At 62.7% G+C, this 22,173-nt stretch carries 22 protein-coding genes; 11 read left to right on the top strand and 11 right to left on the bottom strand.

Going from position 1 to position 22,173, the window contains the following annotated elements:
* Positions 1–642: a TetR/AcrR family transcriptional regulator gene (locus tag ACMT3I_RS15605; protein ID WP_414805441.1), complete on the top strand. Its 642-nt coding sequence runs from the start codon at positions 1–3 to the stop codon at positions 640–642.
* Here the strand turns inward: ACMT3I_RS15605 and ACMT3I_RS15600 are convergent.
* Both ACMT3I_RS15600 and ACMT3I_RS15595 read right to left on the bottom strand, forming a co-directional pair.
* Positions 639–1,031, bottom strand: coding sequence for a DUF3054 domain-containing protein (locus ACMT3I_RS15600; protein ID WP_414805440.1), 393 nt, complete (start codon positions 1,029–1,031; stop codon positions 639–641). The two genes, ACMT3I_RS15605 and ACMT3I_RS15600, sit on opposite strands and share 4 nt — an antisense overlap.
* 47 nt (positions 1,032–1,078) lie before the next feature.
* Positions 1,079–1,393: a hypothetical protein gene (locus ACMT3I_RS15595; protein WP_414805439.1), complete on the bottom strand. Its 315-nt coding sequence runs from the start codon at positions 1,391–1,393 to the stop codon at positions 1,079–1,081.
* Positions 1,394–1,483: 90 nt separating this feature from the next.
* Here ACMT3I_RS15595 and ACMT3I_RS15590 point away from each other — a divergent pair, with 90 nt between their 5' ends.
* From ACMT3I_RS15590 to ACMT3I_RS15580, 3 genes are read left to right on the top strand one after another with little or no spacing between them, the layout of a single operon-like run.
* Positions 1,484–1,825, top strand: coding sequence for an ATP-dependent DNA ligase (locus ACMT3I_RS15590; RefSeq protein ID WP_414805438.1), 342 nt, complete (start codon positions 1,484–1,486; stop codon positions 1,823–1,825).
* A gap of 55 nt (positions 1,826–1,880) precedes the next feature.
* Positions 1,881–2,096, top strand: coding sequence for an SCO4848 family membrane protein (locus tag ACMT3I_RS15585; protein WP_414805437.1), 216 nt, complete (start codon positions 1,881–1,883; stop codon positions 2,094–2,096).
* Between the two features lie 37 nt (positions 2,097–2,133).
* Positions 2,134–2,952: a shikimate 5-dehydrogenase gene (locus ACMT3I_RS15580; protein ID WP_414805436.1), complete on the top strand. Its 819-nt coding sequence runs from the start codon at positions 2,134–2,136 to the stop codon at positions 2,950–2,952.
* Here the strand turns inward: ACMT3I_RS15580 and ACMT3I_RS15575 are convergent.
* Entirely contained in the window at positions 2,949–3,353 is a 405-nt protein-coding gene (locus ACMT3I_RS15575; protein ID WP_414805435.1) for a hypothetical protein, read from the bottom strand. The genes ACMT3I_RS15580 and ACMT3I_RS15575 overlap by 4 nt on opposite strands.
* A 57-nt stretch (positions 3,354–3,410) precedes the next feature.
* Positions 3,411–3,875, bottom strand: a complete 465-nt coding sequence (locus tag ACMT3I_RS15570; protein WP_414805434.1) for a MarR family winged helix-turn-helix transcriptional regulator — start codon at positions 3,873–3,875, stop codon at positions 3,411–3,413.
* A 128-nt stretch (positions 3,876–4,003) separates the two neighbouring features.
* On the opposite strand from ACMT3I_RS15570, the gene ACMT3I_RS15565 reads away from it, so the two are divergent.
* Entirely contained in the window at positions 4,004–5,272 is a 1,269-nt protein-coding gene (locus ACMT3I_RS15565) for a multidrug effflux MFS transporter (RefSeq protein WP_414805433.1), read from the top strand.
* 152 nt (positions 5,273–5,424) lie between these two features.
* Here ACMT3I_RS15565 and ACMT3I_RS15560 read toward each other — a convergent pair whose 3' ends face one another.
* From ACMT3I_RS15560 to ACMT3I_RS15545, 4 genes are read right to left on the bottom strand one after another with little or no spacing between them, the layout of a single operon-like run.
* Positions 5,425–6,735: a Gfo/Idh/MocA family protein gene (locus ACMT3I_RS15560; protein ID WP_414805432.1), complete on the bottom strand. Its 1,311-nt coding sequence runs from the start codon at positions 6,733–6,735 to the stop codon at positions 5,425–5,427.
* A gap of 59 nt (positions 6,736–6,794) precedes the next feature.
* Positions 6,795–7,613 carry a carbohydrate ABC transporter permease gene (locus tag ACMT3I_RS15555; RefSeq protein ID WP_414805431.1) on the bottom strand — a complete coding sequence of 273 codons (819 nt, stop codon included), beginning with the start codon at positions 7,611–7,613 and terminating at the stop codon, positions 6,795–6,797.
* Positions 7,610–8,602: a carbohydrate ABC transporter permease gene (locus tag ACMT3I_RS15550; protein ID WP_414805430.1), complete on the bottom strand. Its 993-nt coding sequence runs from the start codon at positions 8,600–8,602 to the stop codon at positions 7,610–7,612. Before ACMT3I_RS15550 ends, ACMT3I_RS15555 begins: the two co-directional genes overlap by 4 nt.
* On the bottom strand, positions 8,589–9,905 hold the full coding sequence (locus tag ACMT3I_RS15545) for an ABC transporter substrate-binding protein (RefSeq protein ID WP_414805429.1): 1,317 nt from the start codon (positions 9,903–9,905) through the stop codon (positions 8,589–8,591). Before ACMT3I_RS15545 ends, ACMT3I_RS15550 begins: the two co-directional genes overlap by 14 nt.
* 184 nt (positions 9,906–10,089) lie before the next feature.
* On the opposite strand from ACMT3I_RS15545, the gene ACMT3I_RS15540 reads away from it, so the two are divergent.
* From ACMT3I_RS15540 to ACMT3I_RS15530, 3 genes are all read left to right on the top strand, one after another.
* Positions 10,090–11,247, top strand: coding sequence for an ROK family protein (locus ACMT3I_RS15540; RefSeq protein WP_414805428.1), 1,158 nt, complete (start codon positions 10,090–10,092; stop codon positions 11,245–11,247).
* A gap of 144 nt (positions 11,248–11,391) precedes the next feature.
* Positions 11,392–13,794 (top strand): ATP-binding cassette domain-containing protein, encoded by a 2,403-nt coding sequence (locus tag ACMT3I_RS15535; protein WP_414805427.1) that lies wholly within the window; start codon positions 11,392–11,394, stop codon positions 13,792–13,794.
* A 71-nt stretch (positions 13,795–13,865) separates the two neighbouring features.
* On the top strand, positions 13,866–15,233 hold the full coding sequence (locus ACMT3I_RS15530; protein ID WP_414805426.1) for a glucose-6-phosphate dehydrogenase: 1,368 nt from the start codon (positions 13,866–13,868) through the stop codon (positions 15,231–15,233).
* A gap of 25 nt (positions 15,234–15,258) precedes the next feature.
* Here ACMT3I_RS15530 and ACMT3I_RS15525 read toward each other — a convergent pair whose 3' ends face one another.
* Complete coding sequence (locus ACMT3I_RS15525; protein WP_414805425.1) at positions 15,259–16,149, bottom strand: NAD-dependent epimerase/dehydratase family protein; 891 nt, start codon at positions 16,147–16,149, stop codon at positions 15,259–15,261.
* Positions 16,150–16,328: 179 nt separating this feature from the next.
* Between ACMT3I_RS15525 and ACMT3I_RS15520 the strand changes: the two genes are divergently transcribed.
* Positions 16,329–16,658 carry a hypothetical protein gene (locus ACMT3I_RS15520; RefSeq protein WP_414805424.1) on the top strand — a complete coding sequence of 110 codons (330 nt, stop codon included), beginning with the start codon at positions 16,329–16,331 and terminating at the stop codon, positions 16,656–16,658.
* Positions 16,659–16,701: 43 nt separating this feature from the next.
* Here the strand turns inward: ACMT3I_RS15520 and ACMT3I_RS15515 are convergent, their stop codons facing one another.
* Positions 16,702–17,943 (bottom strand): EAL domain-containing protein, encoded by a 1,242-nt coding sequence (locus ACMT3I_RS15515; RefSeq protein WP_414805423.1) that lies wholly within the window; start codon positions 17,941–17,943, stop codon positions 16,702–16,704.
* A gap of 251 nt (positions 17,944–18,194) precedes the next feature.
* Between ACMT3I_RS15515 and ACMT3I_RS15510 the strand changes: the two genes are divergently transcribed.
* Positions 18,195–18,950, top strand: a complete 756-nt coding sequence (locus ACMT3I_RS15510) for an SDR family NAD(P)-dependent oxidoreductase (RefSeq protein WP_414805422.1) — start codon at positions 18,195–18,197, stop codon at positions 18,948–18,950.
* Positions 18,951–19,080: 130 nt separating this feature from the next.
* Entirely contained in the window at positions 19,081–20,535 is a 1,455-nt protein-coding gene (locus tag ACMT3I_RS15505) for a class I adenylate-forming enzyme family protein (RefSeq protein ID WP_414805421.1), read from the top strand.
* Positions 20,536–20,641: 106 nt separating this feature from the next.
* Here ACMT3I_RS15505 and ACMT3I_RS15500 read toward each other — a convergent pair whose 3' ends face one another.
* Positions 20,642–22,171, bottom strand: a complete 1,530-nt coding sequence (locus tag ACMT3I_RS15500; RefSeq protein ID WP_414805420.1) for an InlB B-repeat-containing protein — start codon at positions 22,169–22,171, stop codon at positions 20,642–20,644.
* Between the last annotated feature and the right edge of the window lie 2 nt (positions 22,172–22,173).

Genomic DNA, 22,173 nt, shown 5'->3' with positions numbered 1-22,173 from the left:
TTGACAACGGTTGGGCAGACATCGCCTCGAGCGACCTATCGGCACGGCGACCTTCGCCAGGCCCTGATCGAAGCCGGACTTGAACTCGCGCGCGAGGGCGGTCCGGCGGCGGTCATCCTGCGCGAGACCACGCGCCGCGCCGGGGTCTCCCCCAACGCCGCGTACCGCCACTTCGCCGACCGCCGTGCCCTGCTCGACGCCGTCTGCTCAAACTGTCAATCACTCGTCGCCATCGCCATCGAGGACGAACAGGCGCACCAACCGGATGCCGACGACCCACTCGTGAGGGCACGCCTGCAGCTGCGCGGGGTCGGCGTCGGCTACCTCAACTTCGCCCGGGCAGAACCGGGGCTGTTCCAGACGGCCTTTTCAGCATCATCCGATCTGGAGAGCGCCACAAGCGCCGCCAGGGCCGGCAACTCAGGGCTGACGCCCTTCCAGCTGCTCACTGCGGCCATCGACGAACTCGCCGCGGCCGGCGGACTACCCCCTGAACGTCGCCTGGGAGCCGAATTCTTGGCCTGGTCGTCGGTGCACGGCCTGGCGACGCTCCTGATTGATGGCCCGCTGCGCGCTCTGCCGGAGCAGTTCATCGATCAGCTGACCGACCGCCTGATCGACATGGTCGAGCAGGGTCTTTAGCTGCGCACAGTGCGGCGATGTAACACCAGAGCGACGATCCCGCGCCATCCGAGCAGGAACACACCAAGCACAACGACAGTCACGATCACAAAACTCAGCTGCACGCCCTGGTCGGCAAAAGAACGCAGCAGCATCCCGAAGACGACAGTCGAAATCCAGATGCCGATTCCGGTCCACACCACGCCGAGCGGCGCCCGCCAGGCACGCATGATCAACCAGCCCAGTGCAACTCCGGCGACGAACGGCCACGCCGTGGTGACAAATCCGACGAAGTTCGACGCCTCGTCGTGGCTGCTGCGACCGATTACGACGAACACGACCACCAGAACCAAGTCGATCACCGCCGCAGAGACGACTGATGCGGGGCTGACGACGCGGGTTTCACTCATGACTTAAGAGTAAGGCGCACTCATTGGTCGCATCTGCAGCCTGGCCATCACTGCAGCACCGACACGCCTCGAGCTTCACGCGACGGTCTGAAGCCCGCGACGAAGGCCAGGCACGGCAGCCCGTCGATGTCAGAGACTTCGGCGAAGACGGTGAACACTGCAGGATGCTGCTCATTCACCCACCGCAAAACCTCGACGGCGTCCCGCGCTCCCGTGATCCGCCATTCCTCGCGAGCGTCGTCTGGCACGCTTCCTTCACTGTCATACAAGGAAACTTGATAGGCCGGTTCGAACCCCAGAACCGACAGGTCTTTCCGCGCGATTTTGCTCGCTTCCATGCTGCCAAAGTAGTTCGGTCCCACCGCATATCACATCCCTTTCCCCGCCCCTATTTGCGGGGTACTATGCTGGCGCCATTGGGGTTGTTTCAACACTTTCTGAATGGGGTAAAAGTGGGAACGTTGTTCTATGGCGCAGCACGAACCGCGATCGATCTTGACGATCGTGTTCTAGCCCATATCCAGATCGTGGTGATCTCGAAACTTCGTCGGCGAGAGTCGTTCGCACTCACCTGGAGTGATGGCGCCAACGTCGGCTACGGCCGCAGTACCGTCTGGATCAATCCAGGGACCGACCTGCATTTCCGTTTTTCGGGAAGTCGGCCACCGGCGATCGACAGGGACTGGCTCGAGACCATGGTCACGTCGGCCAACTCGGCCAACGGACTGCATATCGACGAAGCGACACTGGCCGAGGCGCCGCATCCGTCGTCACGCGGCCCGCAATTCGACTGAGGCTGGCCCCCACACGACGCACCGCCTGCACGGGCAACAATAGGCTTGAGTCATCATGACGCTCGCCATCGCCCTCATCCTGTTCCTGAACGCCGTATTCAACGTTGTGGCCTGGCCGCGGTTCTACACACGCGTCGCCAACGATCCCCGCGCCCGTGATGACGCCGGTCGACCGACCACATTCCTGACGGTGCACCGCGTGCTCGTCGGCATCGCGCTGGCCCTCGCAGCGGCATCCGCCATTGCTGGCGTCGTCGTACTCGTGAGCTAACAGCAACTGCCAATTCTGCGGCTGGCAGAATTGAGTCATGAGGCCTCTGCTTAACAAAGACACCCAGCTGTGCATCTCGCTCGCCGCTCGCCCGAGCAATCACGGTACGCGCTTTCACAACTATCTCTATGACGAGCTCGGTCTCGACTTCATCTACAAGGCGTTCACCACCACCGATATCGCCGCGGCGATCGGCGGAGTTCGCGCCCTCGGAATCCGGGGCTGCTCGGTCTCGATGCCGTTCAAAGAAGACGTGATCGCGCTCGTTGATGACATGGACGCGTCGGCTACGGCCATCCGCTCGGTCAACACGATCGTGAACGACAACGGCGTACTGCGCGCATCGAACACTGACTACATCGCGGCGGCGACACTTATCCGCGAGCACCAGATCGACCCGGCAACCCCGTTCCTGCTGCGGGGAAGTGGCGGCATGGCCAAGGCCGTGGCCGCAGCGCTTCGCGATTCGGGCTTTGAGAACGGCACGGTGGTCGCGCGCAACGAGTCAAGCGGACGAGCGCTGGCCGACGAGCTCGGCTATCGCTGGCTGGCGACACCGGGCAGCGAGAGCGCACCACTGCTCGTCAACGTGACACCCATCGGGATGTCGGGCGGCGCAGAGGCCGACGATCTATCGTTCTCCTCCGACGCCATCCAGGATGCGACGACGGTATTCGATGTTGTCGCGCTGCCCGCAGAGACGCCGCTGATTCGCGCTGCGCGCCAGGCAGGGAAAGCCGTCATCACCGGCGCAGAGGTCATCGCGCTACAGGCTGCTGAGCAGTTCGAGCGGTACACAGGGGTGCGACCGAGCGCCGCGCAGATTCTGGCAGCGTCGGAGTTCTCTCGCAGCTAATCTGCGGCGGGAACGAAGATCAAGACGATCGACACGATGAGGGCCAGCATCCCGATACCCAGGAACAGCCAGGTGAGCATCCGCATCAGCTTTTCGCCGTGGCCGATCCGTTCGAAACGATATCGGTGCGGGTTGCGCGCACTGTAGTACACCCGGATTCCGTCGGATGACTCGAAGTCGCGATGGTCATTTTCGTGGATCACATGCTCATGAAGGCCTTCGGATGACATCCATCGAAGACGCGGCTCGCCGGTGCCATCGACCATGACGGCATCCGTCTCAAGCCATCGTCCGGCACTCACCTGCATGACAAGGAGACCGAAGAGACACAGCCCACCGATCACGAGGCCGATCCACATGAGGATTTCCGCGAGGTTCTCGAGGATGTCCAGTGTGTTCACGAACCAATGCTATCCGCCCCGTGGCGTAGCTGAGTGTCGGATAGCGATACGGAAGCCCTACTGAGCCGACTGTTTGGCTTGCAGGGAACGATCGAGCGCCTTCAACGCAGTCGCTGCTGCCTCGATCGCCGCGATCTGCTCGGGAGGCAGCGCAGCGAGAACGTCGCGAATGGGACCCACCCACGCGTTTCCGATGGCAGCCTGCTCGGCCTTGGCCCGCTCGGTAAGAAAGAGCCTGCTCACCCGGCGATCGTCGGGGTCCATCTCACGCGTGACCAGCCCTCGCTCGGTCAACGTGCGCAGGGCTGCGCTGGCATTGCTCTGGCGCAGACCGAGACTCTTAGAGAGCTCGCCGACGGTGATGCCCGGCGCGTCGAGGATGTGTTTGAGAATCGCCAGCTCCGTCATCGGCACGGGCTCGATGCCTGCAATGACCGGTACGCCTCGGTGGATCGTCCACGCGAGGTCGCGCAGCAACATCGACATATCGAGGCGCTCGACCTGGGCAGAACTTTCAGTCATGAACATAGCTTACTTTATGTTTAGAAACATACATATGTTTACATATAGACTGGGTCGGTTCGTTTTATTTCAGTCAAAGGTTTGTGATGTCTCAATCGTTAAGTTCCACCCCATTGTCCGATCCACCATTGTCGGACGGCCAACCGGTTTCATCCGCTGAGCAGCCCGCAAGCGCTCCCCGTCGCTCGGGAGGTGGCATGCTCATGCTCGGCCTCGCGATGCTCACCGCCGTCGCCCCGTTGTCGATCGACATGTACCTTCCCGGCTTCCCCCGGATGGCAATCGACCTCGGCACGACAGCGAGCGGCGTCCAGCTCACCATGACGGCGTTCCTTGTCGGTATGGCGCTCGGCCAGCTCTTCATCGGCCCGCTGTCTGACGGCCTCGGCCGCCGTCGCCCGCTCCTGATCGGCACTGTCGTCGGCCTGCTCGCCACTGTCGTGTGCGCCATCGCGCCCACCATTGAGATCCTGGGCACTGCCCGATTCATCCAGGGCCTGGGCGGCGCAGCGGGTGTCGTACTCGCCCGTGCGATCATCTCTGACACCGCTCGCGGTGCGGCGGCAGCGAAACTCTTCAGCGTGCTGCTCATCATCACTGTGATTGTTCCCGTGCTTGCCCCTCTGGCGGGTGGCGCAGTCATCGTCGCTGCGGGCTGGCGTGCAGTGTTCTGGGTGATTGCAGCCCTTTTCCTCGTCGTGCTCGTCATCGCACTGATCTGGGTGAAGGAGACGCTTCCCCGCGAGGAGCGCACAACCGGTGGCATCAAGGCCACCATGCGTGCCACCCGTGAGGTTCTTGGCAACCGCAACTACACCGGGTACTTGCTGACCTTCACGCTCGGATTCGGCGCGCTCTTCGCCTACATCTCGGCATCTCCCTTCGTGATGCAGAACATCATGGGCCTGTCCGAAGGGCAGTTCTCGCTCATGTACGCCCTGATCGCGCTGGCGATCACCGTATCGAGCGCCGTTTCAGCTGGCCTTGCAGGCAAGGTCGCTATGCGCACAATGATTCGCATCGGCCTGGTGCTGTCAGTGATCGCAGCTGCTGCCCTGCTCGTGGCGATCGTGAACGGCGTGCCCACCGTGGCCACGCTCATCATCCTGGCCGTGCTGCAGCTCGGCTTCGGCATGTTCTTCGGGAGCGCAACGACCCTGACACTCGAAGAGTCCGGCCACCACTCCGGCACCGGCTCGGCGTTCCTCGGCTTCCTGCAGTTCGCCCTCGCGGCCGTCGTCGCTCCGCTGGTCGGCATTGCCGGTGAAGACAGCGCTATGCCCATGGGCATCGCCATCGTCGGCTTCGTCGTGCTGGCGGCCATTGCGTTCTTCGCGCTTACGCGCAACCGTCCTGCCGCACTGGGCCTGACCACACCTGAGGTTGTTGCTTCGTAAGAACGTGGCCTGAGCCCGCATCCGCGCATCGGGTCCGCACAAGGCATCGTCAGAGGGCCTCGGATACTCCCGAGGCCCTCTGACGTCACGTTAGATCTCGTTCGGTCTATTCAGGTGCGGGCTGCATGCTCCACTGGTTCGTCCAGTATGCCTTACGGGAGAAGTGCCAGGGGTGGCTCGACGACAGGCGCGATCGGAGAGCCGGTCGCCGCGTCGATTGATACGACGGTTCCGCTATTCCTTGCCAGCTCGGCAGCCCAAACGAGCTGGTGCGAGTGCAGGCTCGACCGGGCTCCAGACGTGATGAGCCTGCGGTCCCCGGTTCGGATCGCCTCGATGAACGTTTTCACCAATTCGTTGTCCGCCCCACCGTGGCCGTCGGCTGCGCTGGCACCGCCTGCGACCTCCGTGTCGATGGTTTCCTTGGTGTCAGTGACGAAATCATGCACCTCGAACGATCGGCCGTTGCCGTCGATCGAACCCATCGTTCCAAAGATGCGGGTCTTCCTGAAGTCAAGTTCAGTAAATGCCACAACGGTGAAGGATGCCGTCGCACCAGTGTCGAATTCGAGGTTGACCACCTGGTGGTCAACGACGTCATTCTGGCCGTTGTAAACGCACTCACCGTATGGGCCGTCGCGCAGCGCATCTGCTAGACCGGCGGGCGTGACGGAGTTCGTGACGACCGACAATGGCCAACGCTCCCCCACCGGATCGCCGAGGAACCGGTCGTAGATCTTCGGCGCCGAGTACGCGCACGAATTGATGAGCGGACAGTCGACGCACTTGTCTGCAGCGAGCGCCGGCTTGTTGGCTGGCGTGAAGTGCGACAGGCTGCCGAATGACGACACCCTGGCCACGGTCTGCCCAACGATATAGCTCAACCAGTCGAGATCGTGACTGGACTTGGCCATCAGCATCGAGCTTGATTCGGCCTCACGCGCCCAGTTGCCGCGGACATACGAATGGGCGAAGTGCCACCAGCCGATCGGTTCCAGATGCTCGACCGACACGATCGTGCCGATGCGTCCGGAGTCGAGCACCTCCTTGAGCATGCGGGTGTAGCCGCTGTACCGCATGACGTGACAGATCATCAGCGTCACCTCATGCGCCTCTGCTGCCTCGACGATTCGCAGGCTCTCGGCTTCAGTCGGGGCCATCGGCTTCTCGAGAAGCACGTGGTACCCGGCTTCGGCGAAAGCGACCGTCGGTTCGGCATGCAACTTGTCTGGGGTGGCGATGACGACGGCATCGGCACGTTTCGGACCGGCGACGAGGTCGTGCCAGTCGGCGAACACAGCCGATTTATCCAGGCCATGGTCGGCAGCGAAGACCGCGCGATGAACCGGATCGGGGTCAGCTACGGCGACGATGACTGCGCTGCCGGATTCGACGGCGAGGCGCGCATAGTTCGTACCGCGTGAGCCTGCCCCGACGATGGCGAGTCGAACCTGAGTGTGCATGGTCGAACTATCTCCTGGTGCGTGAACGATGAAAGGGTCTGCAAGCCCCTGCGACGAGATCACTTGATGGCGCCCTGCAGCATGCCGCTGATGAAGTGACGCTGGAAAATGAAGTAGAGGATGGCGATGGGTGCGATGACGATCAGCGTTCCGGCCGCGAGGAGCGGGATGTCTTCGCCGTACTGCTGAACGAAAGTGCCGAGGCCCGACGGCGCAGTGCGCATGGCCGGATCACGGATGAGGATCAGCGCGAGCAGGAACTGGTTCCACGCCCACATGAAGTTGAGCAGCCCGAGCGTGATTAGCGCCGGCTTCGCCGTCGGAATCAGGATCTGCACCATGATGCGAAAACTTGACGCGCCGTCAATCTGCGCTGCTTCGATGAGCTCCCGCGGGATGGACTCGAAGTATGAACGCATCCAGAAGATGCCGAACGGCATGAATGCCCCGGCCAATGGCAGGATGACAGCCCAATACGTGTCGAGCAGCCCGATGCTGCGCATGTCGAAGTAGAGCGGGATAACAATCGCCTCGTATGGCAGTGTCAATCCGGCTATGAAGAAGGCGAACAGCATCCCCTTGCCCGCCAGGCGCATCGTCGCCATCGCGTACCCGGCCAACGTTGAGCAGATGACAGCGACCGGCACCACGATGACGGCGATGATCGCGCTTGAGCGGATCAGTGAGCCGAAGCCGGCCATCGTCCAGGCCGCCGCGAAGTTCGACCACTGTGGATCCGTCGGCCACATCAGTCGGGGAACGAGCGTGCCACTCGGCTGCAGGCTGGCGCTGATCAACGCGAGGAACGGAATGACGACGGCCGCTGCCGCGACGAACAGGAACGAGTTAGAGAGCACTCGGGAGCTGAGATTCTTCATTCTGGTTCCTTTCTGAATCGGCCGACGACGGCAACGAGGATGAGGATGAGCACGCTGAGCACTGTGGCCAGGGCGCAGGCAACGCCGACCCGATTGGAGGTGAACACCAGCTGGTAGATCAGCACGCCAGGCACAGTTGTGGCCCGACCTGGTCCGCCTCCCGTGGTGACGTAGACAACGTCGAAGCTGGCAAGCGCTGAAATGATGGTGATCGTCGATGCGATGACGATTTCGGGGCGCAGCGCAGGAAACGTGATGTGCAAAAACTGCCGAACGGGGCCGGCACGATCGAGGCGTGCTGCCTCATAAAGTGACGGATCGATCTTCTGCATTCCGGCCAGGAGCAGCATGGTGCAGAGGCCTGTCGTCACCCACGTGCCGACGACGCCGACAGCGAAGTATGCCCAGTCGAAGTCACCCAACCACGCCCTGGTGATGCCACCCAGGCCGATGGCTGTGAGCAGCTGGTTGATGGGGCCTTCCAAGCCGTACATGTAACGCCAGACGACACCGACAGCCACGAGGGGAAGTACCTGCGGCAAAAACAAGATAGTGCGCAGGATGCCGGCACCCCGGCGCTGGCGGGAGGCGATGACCGCCGCGATGATGAGGCCGAGGATGACCGGAATCACCGTGTAGAAGAAGATAAAGCCGACGCCGTTGCGCAGTGCCATCTGCAGCTGTGGTTCGGTGAGGACGGTGACGTAGTTCTGGAGTCCGACCCAGGTCGACGGGCCGATGCCGTCCCAGTCGAAGAACGAGATCCAAATGCTGTGCAGCCAGGGAGCAGCGACGAAAAGCCCGTAAAAGGCCAGCGCCGGAAGGATGTAGAGGAGCGCCAATCTGGTCTCACGGCCGCGCTGTCGCTGAGCGGACAGGCGGCGTGTCTCCCGTGCCGAACTGGCTACGGGACCCGCGGCCGGGGCGCCGTTGAATGGCGCCCCAACCGGTGAGAGCTGTGTGGCGTCAGCCAAATCAGCTTTGGCCATGCGTTGCCGACCAATCGTCCTGAATCTGCGTGATGAACTCATCGACTGTGATCTTCGAAGCGATCAGCTCCTGCGTGGCCGCCGTGAGCGTATCGTTCATGGTTGCCGTCGCATTGTTGTTGAAGCCGACCAGGCCGTTGTCTGCGACAACCTTGCCCCATGCTGAGACGATGTCTGCCATTACTGTGCCAGCTTCTGGGGTGGCTGCGGCCGGGTCGACCGGCATGAAACCAGAGGCGAACTGCTGCTCGGATGCGTCAGGCGAGTTGAGGAAGTCGAGGAAAGCGGCCGCAGCGTTGGGGTGCTCGCTGCGTGATGAGATCGCGTAGGCGACAGAGGTGCCGATGGCAGTTGCCTTCGCTCCGGGGAACGCTACAAAGCCCGCGTCTACACCAAGGCCGTCGCCGATAGCCGTCGCATCCCAGTTACCGTCAACGAAGAACAGACCCTCGCCCGTGACGAAGTTTGCGACTGCACCCTGGAGATCGATGCCGTTCGCGTCCTTCGGGATGTAGCCCTTCGTCGCCCAGTCAGCGAGCTTCGTAGCTCCCGTGACGTTGCCCGTGGTGTCGAAGGTGCTATCCGTGGCTCCGAAGACCCAGTCAGCTGCTTCAGCTGCGCCATCAATTGACTGGCCGACCAGCTGTACGACGAAGCTTGAGTGGCCCTGCGAGTTACCGAGCTGCAGCGGCAGCTCGCCTGCGGCCTGAGCGATAGCCAGGTCAGCCTCGAACTCGTCGAGCGTTGCGGGTGCAGCTGTGATACCGAGGTCAGCCGCCATCCTCTCGTTGTAATACAGTCCGACGGTGGAGAAGCCGGCGGGTGCGGCGTAGAGCGCACCACCCGGACCGAGGGTGCTGCCGTCTTCTGCGACCCGCCACTGGTCGAGCTGGTTACTCGGATAGACGTCGTTCCAGCCGTATGCCTCTGCGTACGGGTTGAGGTCGAGCACCAAGTCGTTCTTAACAGTGTTCGCGACGCTGTTCAGCAGAACGATGTCGGGTGATTCATCAGAGTTGAGCGCGAGGTTGACGCTCTTGTTGTAGTCCTCGTAGTTGGTCTGCTCGTAGTCGACGGTGACGTTGGGATACGCCTCTTCAAACGCGGCGATCGTCGCCTTGGTCGACGCGCCTGACTCCGGGGTGGAAACGAGAGAAAGGGTGATCGAGTCAGAGCCGAGTTCGGTACTGACTGCCTCACGTGGTGCGGTGGATCCTGCCGATCCTCCGGGAGCGCATCCGGCCAGGAGCACTACGGTCGCCATCGTTGCCGCTGTGGTGAAGGCGAGCTTGCTTCGTTGCATGGGAGTTCTCGATTCTTCCGCTGTGATTGCCTTGTGCGGGGTTTCACAAGGGCCTTTCGTATTATGGACATTAGGGCCGTGATTTGACCTTGTCAACACGATTCGTCAAAATAAACCAGCCATTTCGAAGACTCCTTTCGTTTTGTAGGATCGAGCGTAATAACTACAGGAATAGGGGCACCGGATGACGGCACTGCGCGGGAATGACGTCGCAACACTTCGGTGGATCAATTCGCGTGCCGTTCTGACGGAATTGATGCACTCAGCCGACGTCCCTCTCTCGGTGACTGAACTCGCCAGCCGCATCGAGCTCTCCCGTCCCACGGTCGAAGCCGCCCTGACCGACCTGGTGACCGAGGAATGGGTTGTCGAAGCAACCGGCCAGAGCCAACCGCATCGCGCAGGCCGACCGGCTCGCCACTACAGCTTCAATGCCGCAGCCGGGCTCGTGATGGGTATCGATATCGGCCCCCACAGCATCGTGGGGCTGCTCACCGATCTCAGTGGCACCGTGCTGCACGAAGTACGCAGACACGACCTGGACCTGGCATCCGGCGATGCGGCGATGACCGCCATTCTGGATGCGGTGGCAGCGGCGGTCGATGCTGTCGGAACCTCGGTGTCGCGCATCAGGGTAATCACCGTCGGCGTGCCGGCAATCGTGAGCAACGACGGCGAGATCGCTCTGACGACGGTGGTTCCCGATTGGCTGCTGAGCGGAATTCCAGAACGTATTCGGGCAGCCTTTCCCGGTTCAATCACCTTCTTCGACAATGACGCGAAGCTCGCAACGCTGGCAGAAGCCGAGTGGGGTGCGGCGAGTGGAACCCAAACGGCGTTGTTCATTCTGGCCGGACGCCGTATCGCTGCCGGCCTGATCGTAAATGGCCAGCTCATGCGGGGAACCCGGGGAGCTGCCGGCGAGATCGGCGCACTGCAGGGGGTGGGCTGGGCGACGTCGTTCGCCCGCTTCTCCGACCGGATCAGTGCGTCTCACGATGCTGACTCTGGCACCGCACCCGGGTTGGAAGCGGTGATGATCGCTGCTGTCGCCGGCGACGAACCAGCGCGCGCAGTCGCCGCAGGCTTCGCAGAGGACATCGCCGAAGGTGTTGCCGCCCTCATTCTCACGATCGACCCTGAGGTGGTCGTGATCGGAGGAGGCTGTGCTCGCGCGGGCGACACTTTCCTGGCCCCTCTCCGCGCGGCGCTGGAGCCTCTGTGCATCTACACTCCCCCGCTCGTGGCATCCTCGCTCGGCTCGAAAGCCGTCGCGCTTGGCGCCGTCGCCCGTTCACTCGATCACATGAGAAACGAAGTGCTGGCGCTCGGACTCAGCTAGTCGACAGCGGACCGGACCGAGCAGAAACCGAGAAGCGCGCGTAAGCACGCCGCAACTAGGCTGGCAGCGTCGGCACGCGGGCACCAGCCTGCGTCGAGCCGACGAAGCGCGCGCAAGCGCCTCCGCATCGCAGAGGGAAACCACATGGGCACCGCCACGAAGACCGACACCACGACGGACGCGCAGGCAACAGCGCAGCACGCCGCTGACAGCCACGACCTGATTCGCGTCCAGGGTGCCCGAGTGAACAACCTCAAGGATGTCAGCGTCGAGATCCCGAAGCGTCGACTCACCGTATTCACGGGGGTTTCGGGCTCTGGCAAGAGTTCGCTCGTGTTCGGCACGATCGCCGCCGAGTCGCAGCGGATGATCAACGAGACCTACAGCGCATTCGTGCAGGGCTTCATGCCGACACAGGCGCGCCCTGATGTCGACGTGCTCGAGGGACTGACCACGGCGATCATTGTCGACCAGGAGCGGATGGGGTCCAACCCACGGTCAACCGTCGGTACGGTCACCGACGCCAACGCGATGCTTCGCATCATCTTCAGCCGTGTCGGACAGCCATACATCGGTTCACCCCAAGCGTTCTCCTTCAACGTGGCCTCAGTAAGCGGTGCCGGAGCAGTCACCATCGAACGTGGCGGCGAGAGCATCAAGGAGCGACGCAGTTTCTCGGTCACCGGCGGCATGTGCCCGCGCTGCGAGGGCACCGGAAGCGTGACCGATCTCGACCTCACCCAGCTCTTCGACGACAGCAAGTCACTCGAGGATGGCGCACTCACCATCCCCGGCTACAACGCCGGCGGCTGGAACATGCGGCTCTACAAGGAGTCGGGCTTCTTCGATCCCACCAAGCCAATCCGTGATTTCACGAAGAAAGAACTGCGCGACTTCCTGCACCACGAGCCAGTGCGCATGAAGATCGCCGGCATCAACATGACCTACGAGGGCCTGATCCCCCGCATCCAGAAGTCGATGCTTTCGAAGGACAAGGAGTCGATGCAGCCGCACATCCGCGCATTCGTCGACAGGGCAGTCACCTACACAACCTGCCCTGACTGCCAGGGAACTCGGCTGAACGAGGGCGCACGCTCGTCGAAGATCAACGGCCTGAGCATCGCGGATGCCTGCGCAATGCAGATCAGTGACCTGGCCGAATGGGTGCGCGACCTTAACGAGCCGCCGGTCGCGCCCGTGCTCGAAGCGCTGCTGCAGACCCTCGATTCGTTCGTGCGGATCGGCCTCGGCTATCTCTCGCTCGAGCGACCGTCCGGCACGCTGTCCGGCGGTGAATCCCAGCGCACCAAGATGATCCGTCATCTGGAATCATCGCTCACCGACGTCACGTACGTCTTCGATGAGCCGACCATCGGGCTGCACCCGCATGACATCCAGCGCATGAACACCCTGTTGCTGCAGCTACGGGACAAAGGCAATACGGTGCTCGTGGTCGAGCACAAGCCGGAAACCATCGCGATCGCCGATCACATCGTCGACCTCGGCCCCGGAGCGGGTACCGGCGGCGGAACCGTCTGCTTCGAGGGATCCGTCGACGGGCTCCGCTCCAGTGGCACGCTCACGGGCCGCCACTTTGACTACAGGGCTGCGCTCAAAGAACCCGTGCGGGAGCGCTCTGGCGCGCTGGCGATCCGCGGCGCGGCGGAACACAACCTGCAGGATGTCGACGTCGACATCCCTCTCGGCGTGCTGACCGTCATCACCGGCGTGTCCGGGTCTGGCAAGAGTTCGCTCGTACACGGATCGATCCCCGGCGACGCCGGCGTGATCACCATCGATCAGGGCGCCATCCGCGGCTCAAGGCGCAGCAACCCGGCGACATACACCGGCCTGCTCGAACCGATCCGCAAGGCATTCGCGAAGGCCAACGGCGTGAAGCCGGCGCTGTTCAGCTCTAATTCAGATGGCGCCTGCCCCAATTGCAACGGTGCAGGCGTCATCTACACCGACCTGGCGATGATGGCCGGGGTCGCCACTGTCTGCGAGGTGTGCGAGGGCAAGCGATTCCAGGCATCAGTGCTTGACTACCATCTCGCCGGGCGCGACATCAGCGAGGTCCTCGCGATGTCGGTGACCGAGGCGGAGGAGTTCTTCGGATCCGGTGAGGCGCGCACGCCGGCCGCGCACGCCATCCTGGCCCGCCTCGTCGATGTGGGGCTCGGCTATCTCAGTCTGGGCCAGCCACTCCCGACGCTGTCTGGCGGTGAGCGTCAGCGCTTGAAGCTGGCCAGCCACATGGGTGAGAAGGGCACGATTTACGTGCTCGACGAACCCACGACAGGGCTGCACCTTGCCGATGTCGAACACCTGCTCGGTCTGCTCGACCGGCTCGTCGACTCGGGCAAGTCAGTCATCGTCATCGAGCACCATCAGGCCGTCATGGCGCACGCCGACTGGATCGTCGACCTTGGCCCTGGCGCCGGGCACGAGGGTGGCCAGGTCGTCTTCGAGGGCACACCGGCCGATCTGGTTGCGGATCGATCCACCCTCACCGGCGAGTACCTCGCGGCGTACGTCGGCGGCTGAGCGACCCGATCAGGGCATTTTTACTGCGCGCACAGAGCCGTCCCGCTGCCCGGCGAAGGTAGCCTAGGCGCATGGCTGACCGCATTGGAACACTTGTCATATTCGGAGCGAGCGGAGATCTCGCCCAGAGGCTACTGCTCCCTGGTCTGGGCCAGTTGCTCAGTAGTTCCCGAGGCTACGACCTTCGCCTGATCGGCGTGGGATCCGACCCGATGACGGATGCCGCGTGGCAGAGCCGCGTCGCCGCGTCTTTCGCTGCGGGCGGATCCGCGAGCAGACGGTCGACCACAGTGGCGAAAAACTCGGTCTATCTCCAGGCCGACGTGACGAACCCGGCCGATCTGACTCGTATCCTCGCTGCAGCGACGGGAACGCCTGCGCTGTACTTTGCGCTGCCGCCCCACGTGACGATTCTCTCGATCGCAGCGCTCGAAAAGGTCGATCTGCCGACGGGCACAGTTCTCGGGTTGGAAAAGCCGTTTGGCACCGATCTGCGAAGCGCACAGGCACTCAATCGAAACCTCCTGAAGCTCGTGCCAGAGAAACAGATTCACCGTGTCGATCACTTTCTCGGAAAGTCGACAGTGCTCAACTTGCTCGGACTTCGGTTTGCCAACCGTATTTTTGAGCCGGTGTGGAGCGCAGAGCACATCGAGAGAGTGGACATCGTCTTTGATGAGAAGCTGGGCCTCGAGGGTCGCGCCGGCTACTACGACAAGGCCGGTGCCCTCGTCGATATGATCCAGAGCCACCTGCTCCTCGTGATGGCACTCGTCGCCATGGAACCTCCGTCGAGTCTCGACGCCGACGATTTGCGCGGGTCGATGGCTCAGGTCTTGCGCGCCACGCGTTCCTGGGCGGGCGAGCTTGTGGAGGGCGACCGCCGTGCACGCTACACAGGCGGAACGATCGACGGTCGAAGACTCCCGGCTTATGTGAAAGAAGCGGGGGTGAATCCAGAGCTCGACACCGAGACGCTGGCGGAGGTCACCGTCGGTATTGAGAATTGGCGTTGGGCAGGCGTCCCGTTCAGGCTGCGGTCAGGAAAGGCCATCTCGGATAAGCGCCAGGAGATCGTGGTGACCTTCAAGGAGGTGCCCCACCGGCCATACGGCTTCACCGGCAATCCCGGTCCCACCCGCCTCACCATCTCGCTCACCCCTGACAGCATCGAGCTCGACCTGAACATCAACGGCGAGGGTGACCCATTCACCATCGACAGAGTCAGTCTTGACGTGCAATTCGGCAACGGAGAACTCGGTCCATACGGCGAGGTGCTGCACGGCATCCTCTCTGACGACCCCACCCTCTCGGTGCGGGCAGACGTCGTGGAGGAGTGCTGGCGAATTGTCACTCCGATTCTCGCCGCCTGGCGGGCGGGCGACGCGCCCATCGACAGCTATCGTGCCGGCTCTCGGGGGCCGACCAGCTGGCGTTAGTCCTTCTCCCGGATGGTTCGGCCGTTCAGCGTCGCTTCACGAGCGTCCGCCCGTTGGAGTCAAGGTAGTCACGCCACGAACGCGAGGGTGACCATCCGAGCATCCGCTGCGCCTTCGCGCTGGTGATCCCTGAGGCATCGACCCTGTCGAGGGGGCGCAGCTCAATCTTGTCGCCATAGTAGGTGTGCAGAATCTCAGCGAAGTCACGGCCACCGACGTTGTCTGGAGAAGCTATGTAGAACACCTCGTGGCCTGGCAGGTCGGATTCGGTGGCCAGCACTATAGCGTCGGCGAGGTCATACACGTCGATGTAGCTCCAGAGGTTGGGGCTGAGCACTGATGCGTCACGGATCTGCGGGCCGAGGTTCTGCTCGTAGTTGTCTTCGTTCTGCACCCAGCTCGGTCGGATCGAGATGACGCGAATATCGGATCGTTCGACGGCGGCGGTCATGAGCTGTTCACCGAAGTGCTTCGAGAGCGCATAGGGATCCTGCGGGTGCACCGGGTGCTGCTCGTCGACCGGCGCGTACTCCGGCAAGAAGTCGCGCTCGGGAAAGAAGAATCCGGGAACGGTTTCACTGGATATGTTCACGAAGCGCTTGACGCCGAAACGTACTGCAGCTTCCAGCACATTGAACGTCGCCATGAGATTCGTCTGGAACACGACATGGGCGGGATTGTGGGTGGGCTCCGGGATGGCTGCAACATGCACCACTGCGTCGGCGCTGCGAATCACGGCGAAGGCTTCCCCCGCATCAGTCAGGTCTGCCATTTGATAGTGCGCTGATCCTTCGGCCTCACGCTCGAAAGTTGGGCGCGTCAGGTCCGTTGCAACCACCTCGTGCCCGGCGGCCAGCAGTGCGTCAGTGGCAGCGCGGCCGACCTTGCCGTGTGCTCCGGTGATGACTACCTTCATGCGTGCTCCTTCTGTTCTGCTGTCGGGCTGTCGGGCTGTCGGGCTGAATTGCGGCCACTGTCGTGCGAGATCGCACACGTCGAGACGCCCCAATGCTAGATGGTCAAACGACCGGATGGTGCCCGGCCGGTGTCGAGAGAAATTGCCAGTTACGACCGCTACGGGATTAGGGTTCGGTCATGATAGAACACGCGAAGCACCACGACAGGCTGCCCAAGGGTGAACTTCCCATCACCGAAGTTGAAGCCGACCGATTGGATGAAGACGGCCGGCATTCCGGTTGGCTCGTACTCACCCCCAACTGGATCCTGTTCCTGGATGAAGACCACGACAGCGGACATCACGACGACCGTATCGAGCACACCGACTTTCAGGGCGCAGAGGCGTCCGGCGACGACACTATCGGCACTCTGGCAATCAATTGGAACGACCACGGCACGGTCTACGAAGGCAACACCATCGAGCTCAGGGCGTTCAAGGATGCGATCGTCGACCAACTGAACCCGTAGCCAGCGCTCCCCTATGAGCTCCGTGGATAGGCCGGGGCGGATGTCAGTTGAGCGGTCGGTTTATCAGGGCGAGCGCAGCGGCAGTGGCGAGATCTCGATCATGGGTGATCACGAATTCGTACGAGCCTTCGTCGTGGTTATCCACATCGAGCTCGCGGGCGGCAAGTACGGCCGAGAAATCGGCGGTCAAAACAACAACGTCCCATTCGGCGATGAGCGGGTCGAGCGAGTTGATCTGGCCCACGCGGATCGGACTGTCGGCACCAAACCCCGCCTCGCCGGCCAGGTAGATCGTGACGAGGCCGGCCTCGGCGCCGAGATCCTCGTAACGACGCCGGGTCGCTGACGTGAGGTTGGTGTGGTGCTGAAAGGTCGACAGCACGATGGCGGAGTCGCCGCTGGCCCGGGCACGCGACTCCAGAAACATACTCAGCTGAACCAACAGCGAGCGGTTGGCAGGGCGCGGCGTACGCGTCGGAGCCACCACCTCGTACGGAGTGCGATCGATCGTCGGTGATGACGCCTGCTCCTGTGCAAACCGGATGCCGGCCAGCCCGGAAGCATTCGGTACCTCGGCGGCTGGTCGACCGAAGAGCCAGCCCTGTCCGTAGGTGGCGCCCAGAGCCAGAGCGCTGATCCGCTGCCTCTCGTTCTCGATCCCCTCGGCGAGAACCACGACATTGGCCCGCTCGGCATGCGCACTGACCGCGCTCATCACCCGGGCGGCATCCTGGTTGGGCCGTTCGCGAAGCAGACCCATATCCAGCTTGATGAGGTCTGGCATCAGCAGCGGTAGCAAAGCCAAAGAGGCCGGATCGGCTCCGAGATCGTCGAGGGCGATCCGGTAACCCAGTGAGCGCGCACGCTCGACTGCGGCGAGAAGCCCGCCCGGGTCGCGCATCAGGTCACGCTCTGTCACCTCAATCACTGCCGGGACCGGCGAACGCGGTACGTCAACGGCGCGAGCTCGCCGGAGGGAAGCCGGCTCAACGTTCAGGAAGAGCGAGTGTGGTGTGGTGAATCCCTGTTCGGCGGCGGTGCGCACGCTTGACGCCCAACAGGCCATATCGAGCTCAGTTACCTGGCCAACGTCATGGGCATGATCGAAGAGCACTGCCGGATTGTGGAAGGCCGTTCCGACCGGGCCTCGACTCAGCGCCTCATAGGCAACGGTCGCACCGGAGTCGAGCTCGACGATGGGCTGGAACAGAGTGCTGAGCAGCTGGTCAGTCACTATCGTGCTGAAGAGCGCCGTGGACGCTCGTTCGATACCTGTCGAGATCACTGCCCCATTTTAGGGGTCGACCAATACCTAGGCGAGCGCGGGGAGCACTGCACGCGAATCCGGCTGCGCCAGGTGCTCGGCGGCACGTGAATCAGCCTTGATCTGATCGAGTAACAACACGGTGGGTCCGATTTATGCGAATGTATGGAATTATTCCACCGCGCCACGGTTGCATCTAAGTGGGCAGACCGTCAAGGTCAGTCATTTCCACAGAAGATCGCGAGATCGGATCTCGCGTAGAAGGAGACACCATGGGCAACTTTGAAGGCAAGACCGCACTCGTCACCGGCGGCGGATCCGGTCTCGGTGAAGCAATCAGCAAGGACCTCGCCAAGAACGGCGTCAACGTCGTTGTGGTCGATGTGAACCTCGACGGCGCGAAGCGTGTTGTCGATGAAATCACTGCCGCAGGTGGGACCGCTGTTCCATTCCGCGCAGACACTGCCGTCGCCGAAGACAGCAAGAAGGCTGTCGACTTCGCCGTCGAGACCTATGGCGCCCTCAACTACGCGGTCAACAACGCCGGAATCGGTGGAGCCAATGCCCCCGTCGGCGACGTCGATCTGGCCGATTGGGACCGCGTCATCGGCATCAACCTGAGCGGCGTGCTCTACGGAATGCGCTACCAGATCCCCGCCATCCTCTCTGCTGGCGCCACCGAAGGTGCAATCGTGAACATGGCATCCATTCACGGCACCGTTGCCGCACTCGGCAACGCCGCGTACACCGCTGCCAAGCACGGCGTCGTCGGACTCACCAAGAACGCAGCTGCCGAATACGGCCCCCAAGGCCTGCGCATCAACGCGGTCGGCCCTGGCTACATTGAAACCCCGCTGCTGGCGAACCTGCCGGAAGAGGCCTACTCCGCACTGCAGGCCAAGCACCCGCTCGGGCGCCTCGGCCAGCCGGAAGAAGTCGCCAACGTCACCACCTTCCTGCTCTCAGACAAGGCTGGTTTCATGACGGGTTCATACGTGCTCGTTGACGGCGGCTACACCGCGATCTAGCCACATCGACTAGACCGCTGATCAGGACATAAGCGAAAAAGGCCACCCTCGGGGTGGCCTTTTCCGTTTATCTCTCGTCGCGACAGCGAGTGTGGCAACGTGGCTTGTCACGAAACGCTATTCTGTCGAGGTGAACCGTGCGACAGCGACGAATCCCTTTCTCTATCTGCAGCGAAGCGCAGAGGCCAATCCCTCGGGTGTCTTCTTTGAAACAATTGACCAAAAGGTGCTCAATGCCGACGCACTAACGTCAGTCAGGAAGATCGCCTACGAATTCCGCCAGCTCGGTATGGAGCCGGGCGATCTGGTGGCACTTGATCTTCCCGAGACCCTCAGCATGCTCTTCACCGAGGCTGTCTTTCACGAAGCTGCTGTCAGCACAGTGCTGCCCAGAGGGTATGTTTCGGACGGCGCGTTCCCCATCGACTGGATTTTCAGCAGCGCCGCCCCTGCCCCCGCCTCCCAGGGTCGCGCCCGCGTGGTCAGCGTCGATGCGCAGTTCCTTCAACACTTGGAGCAGAACCCGCTCGACATCAGCCCGCGAGAATACGAGTCAGATCAGAGCATTGCGCGGCTTCTGTTCTCGAGCGGAACGACGGGCCAGCCGAACGGGATCGCGTTTTCCCTTGCCCTCTTGGAATTTCTGGCGGCCGACGCTCTGTCGACGTACATGTCAGGCGATCCCTTCCTGGTGTTCCTTCCGACGGCCACCACGTTCGGATTCTTCGGGTTTTATATGAGTGCCAAGGATGGGCGACCCTTCTGGTCGGTTGAGTCCAGCACCCCCGACGCCATTGTCCAGCTTGCCGTGCGCAGTAAGGCAACCTCGCTCAAGGCATCGCCCGCGCAGATAGCTGCCTTTGTGGATGTACTTGAGGCGTCAAACCAGACGCTTCCTGATGTCCAAACGGTCTATATCGCCGGCACGGTAATGCCCCCTGCCCTGGCGCGCCGCATGCGGCAGGCAACTGGGGGGTGCGAGGTTTACAACCTCTACGGCTCGACCGAAGCCACGCTCGCGTCTGCGCGTTACTACGACTCAGAAGACCCCTTCGATGCCGGCCAGCTATTTGAGGGCTCGAGTGTGCAAATCGTCGATGAAGATGACAACGAGCTGCCCGCCGGTCAGACCGGCCAGATTCGCCAGCGCAACCCGTACATGGTTCACGAATACTTGGGCAACCCCGAGGCCACACGAAAGGTCTTCCGGGACGGGTGGTTCTATCCCGGTGACCTCGGACTTATCCGCCCCGACGGCGGGCTCACGTTGGCCGGGCGCATTTCAGAAGTACTCAACGCCGGGGGTGTGAAGATCGACCCCACGCAGTTGGATCTATTCGCCCTCACGCATCCGCTGGTGATCGATGCCGCCAGCTTTGAATACAACACCGTTGCCGGCATCAAGCAGATCGGGATCGCCCTCGTCACGGAAGACGGTGTCGACGTGCAGGCGCTGATCGACGGCTTCGACACACGGTTCGGGACCGCTGCCCCCAAGCTCGTGGCCCGGATCGAGACGGTTCCACGCAACGCGATGGGCAAGCCGATGCGTCGTACCCTCGCGGATATGTACCAAGAGAGCTGACCGAAGCCGCTCCCGGCTCGCTGTCGCGATCACTAACCTCGTGCGGCAACAAAAACAGGGAGTCGCCCAATTTTCTCGGGCGACTCCCTGTTCCATTTAAGTGGTGCTAGCTCGCCTTTCGTGCCCGTCGTGCTTTCAAGGCGAGCAAGCCGAGGCCAAATCCCAGCGCGGCAAGTCCAGAAGAAAGGGCGGACGGGTCGATCGCCCGCCCGGTCGTCGCCAGCGCACGGTCAGCGGTCGACGCTGCAGGGGCGACACTCGCTGGCACGGGAGTGACGCTGGGCACCACGATGGAGGCGGGCGGCACTACCGGGGTAACGGGAGGCACGACCGGGGTAACGGGAGGCACGACCGGGGTGGTGACGGGAGGCACAACCGGGGTGGTGACCGGAGGCACAACCACCGCGGTCCACGAGGCATAGAACGTTGTCGACGCGGTCACGGGAGCCGAGAAGTCAGCCGGAGTCGTCAGCGCGGCATCCGAGAACCAACCGTTGAAGGTGAACCCAGACCGCGATGGATCAGCGGGCCGAGCGACAGTACCGCCAGGCACAATCAACTGGGGGGCGATACTGCCTCCCAGACCGCTATCGAACGAGACCGTCACCGGCACCACCGCACTCCACGCGGCGTAGAAGGTCGTCGCAGTCGTGACAGGAGACGCGAAATCAACCGGAGTCGTCAGCGCGACATCCGAGAACCACCCGTTGAAGGTGAATCCGGTCTCGGTGGGAGCTGTGGGTGGCGTAACTGTGCCTCCTGCCGGGAACGTCTGGGAAGCGACGCTGCCGCCATGACCGTTGCTGGCGAATGTGACTGTCACGTCGAGGACGGCCCAGCGGAGGACGACGAGCCCACTCGCGCCTTCCCGAAGCGCAGCACTCGCGCCCGCGGGGCCGCCGCCCGTGCCACCGCCACCGCTATTCGGCGACGGAGCCACTGGGGTCACATCTGCCGCGCCGGAGACGACATGGCCGGCGTTGCAGTCCGCGATGCCGATTGTTCCGCCGAAGATCCCGCTTGCCCCGCCGCCGCCGTAGCAGTCAGTGACGTTGCTGAACAATGATCCGCTCGGAGCGATGGTGGCCACGCTCACTCCAGCGCCTCCGTCGAATGCGTTGGCGGGAGTCCCACCCGCACCGCCGCCGCTACTTGCCGAGCCGGCGTTTAGGTTGCCGCTCCTACCGCCGGAACTGCTAGACCCTCCTGAGCTGCCCGTCGTTCCGTTGGAACCGGGGGCAGCCACCTGTGGCGCACCTGCGCCTTGAGTCACGCTGCTTGATTGACCAGAGCCCCCGACGACGAGCGTCACCGGTGTACTTGTGTCGCCGCCGAAGCCGACTACCTTCACCTCGCCGCCGCCGCCGCTGGCAGCGCCATAACCCTGGTCGGGCACCCCGCTACCGCCACCGGCAACGAGCAGCGCTTCCAGCTGACTCATTTCCGCGCTCGGAGTGAACGTACTCTGTCCGACTGTGGTGACGCGCAACTCACAGATGTTGCCGGTGAGAAGTGTGGCGCCCTGGGAGCACGTGATCGGTGCCGCATTCGCCGGCGGTGCCATGAACAGTGACGAGAAGCCTACGGCCGCCGCGGTCGCCACCATCGCTGTTTTCTTTTTTACTGCACTGTGCATTA

The organism is Leifsonia sp. A12D58 (genome assembly GCF_047530025.1).
In the GTDB taxonomy this organism is placed as follows: domain Bacteria; phylum Actinomycetota; class Actinomycetes; order Actinomycetales; family Microbacteriaceae; genus Cryobacterium.
This window is presented reverse-complemented; position numbering and strand designations above follow the sequence as displayed.

What these genes read in the sequence shown, in the direction of transcription:
- ACMT3I_RS15560 (WP_414805432.1), bottom strand. Translation starts at nt 6,735, where the DNA reads ATGCACACTCAGGTTCGACTCGCCATCGTCGGGGCAGGCTCACGCGGT.
- ACMT3I_RS15535 (WP_414805427.1), top strand. Translation starts at nt 11,392, where the DNA reads ATGGGCACCGCCACGAAGACCGACACCACGACGGACGCGCAGGCAACA.
- ACMT3I_RS15600 (WP_414805440.1), bottom strand. Translation starts at nt 1,031, where the DNA reads ATGAGTGAAACCCGCGTCGTCAGCCCCGCATCAGTCGTCTCTGCGGCG.
- ACMT3I_RS15530 (WP_414805426.1), top strand. Translation starts at nt 13,866, where the DNA reads ATGGCTGACCGCATTGGAACACTTGTCATATTCGGAGCGAGCGGAGAT.
- ACMT3I_RS15525 (WP_414805425.1), bottom strand. Translation starts at nt 16,149, where the DNA reads ATGAAGGTAGTCATCACCGGAGCACACGGCAAGGTCGGCCGCGCTGCC.
- ACMT3I_RS15500 (WP_414805420.1), bottom strand. Translation starts at nt 22,171, where the DNA reads ATGCACAGTGCAGTAAAAAAGAAAACAGCGATGGTGGCGACCGCGGCG.
- ACMT3I_RS15580 (WP_414805436.1), top strand. Translation starts at nt 2,134, where the DNA reads ATGAGGCCTCTGCTTAACAAAGACACCCAGCTGTGCATCTCGCTCGCC.
- ACMT3I_RS15540 (WP_414805428.1), top strand. Translation starts at nt 10,090, where the DNA reads ATGACGGCACTGCGCGGGAATGACGTCGCAACACTTCGGTGGATCAAT.
- ACMT3I_RS15510 (WP_414805422.1), top strand. Translation starts at nt 18,195, where the DNA reads ATGGGCAACTTTGAAGGCAAGACCGCACTCGTCACCGGCGGCGGATCC.
- ACMT3I_RS15520 (WP_414805424.1), top strand. Translation starts at nt 16,329, where the DNA reads ATGATAGAACACGCGAAGCACCACGACAGGCTGCCCAAGGGTGAACTT.
- ACMT3I_RS15550 (WP_414805430.1), bottom strand. Translation starts at nt 8,602, where the DNA reads ATGGCCAAAGCTGATTTGGCTGACGCCACACAGCTCTCACCGGTTGGG.
- ACMT3I_RS15570 (WP_414805434.1), bottom strand. Translation starts at nt 3,875, where the DNA reads ATGACTGAAAGTTCTGCCCAGGTCGAGCGCCTCGATATGTCGATGTTG.
- ACMT3I_RS15555 (WP_414805431.1), bottom strand. Translation starts at nt 7,613, where the DNA reads ATGAAGAATCTCAGCTCCCGAGTGCTCTCTAACTCGTTCCTGTTCGTC.
- ACMT3I_RS15585 (WP_414805437.1), top strand. Translation starts at nt 1,881, where the DNA reads ATGACGCTCGCCATCGCCCTCATCCTGTTCCTGAACGCCGTATTCAAC.
- ACMT3I_RS15545 (WP_414805429.1), bottom strand. Translation starts at nt 9,905, where the DNA reads ATGCAACGAAGCAAGCTCGCCTTCACCACAGCGGCAACGATGGCGACC.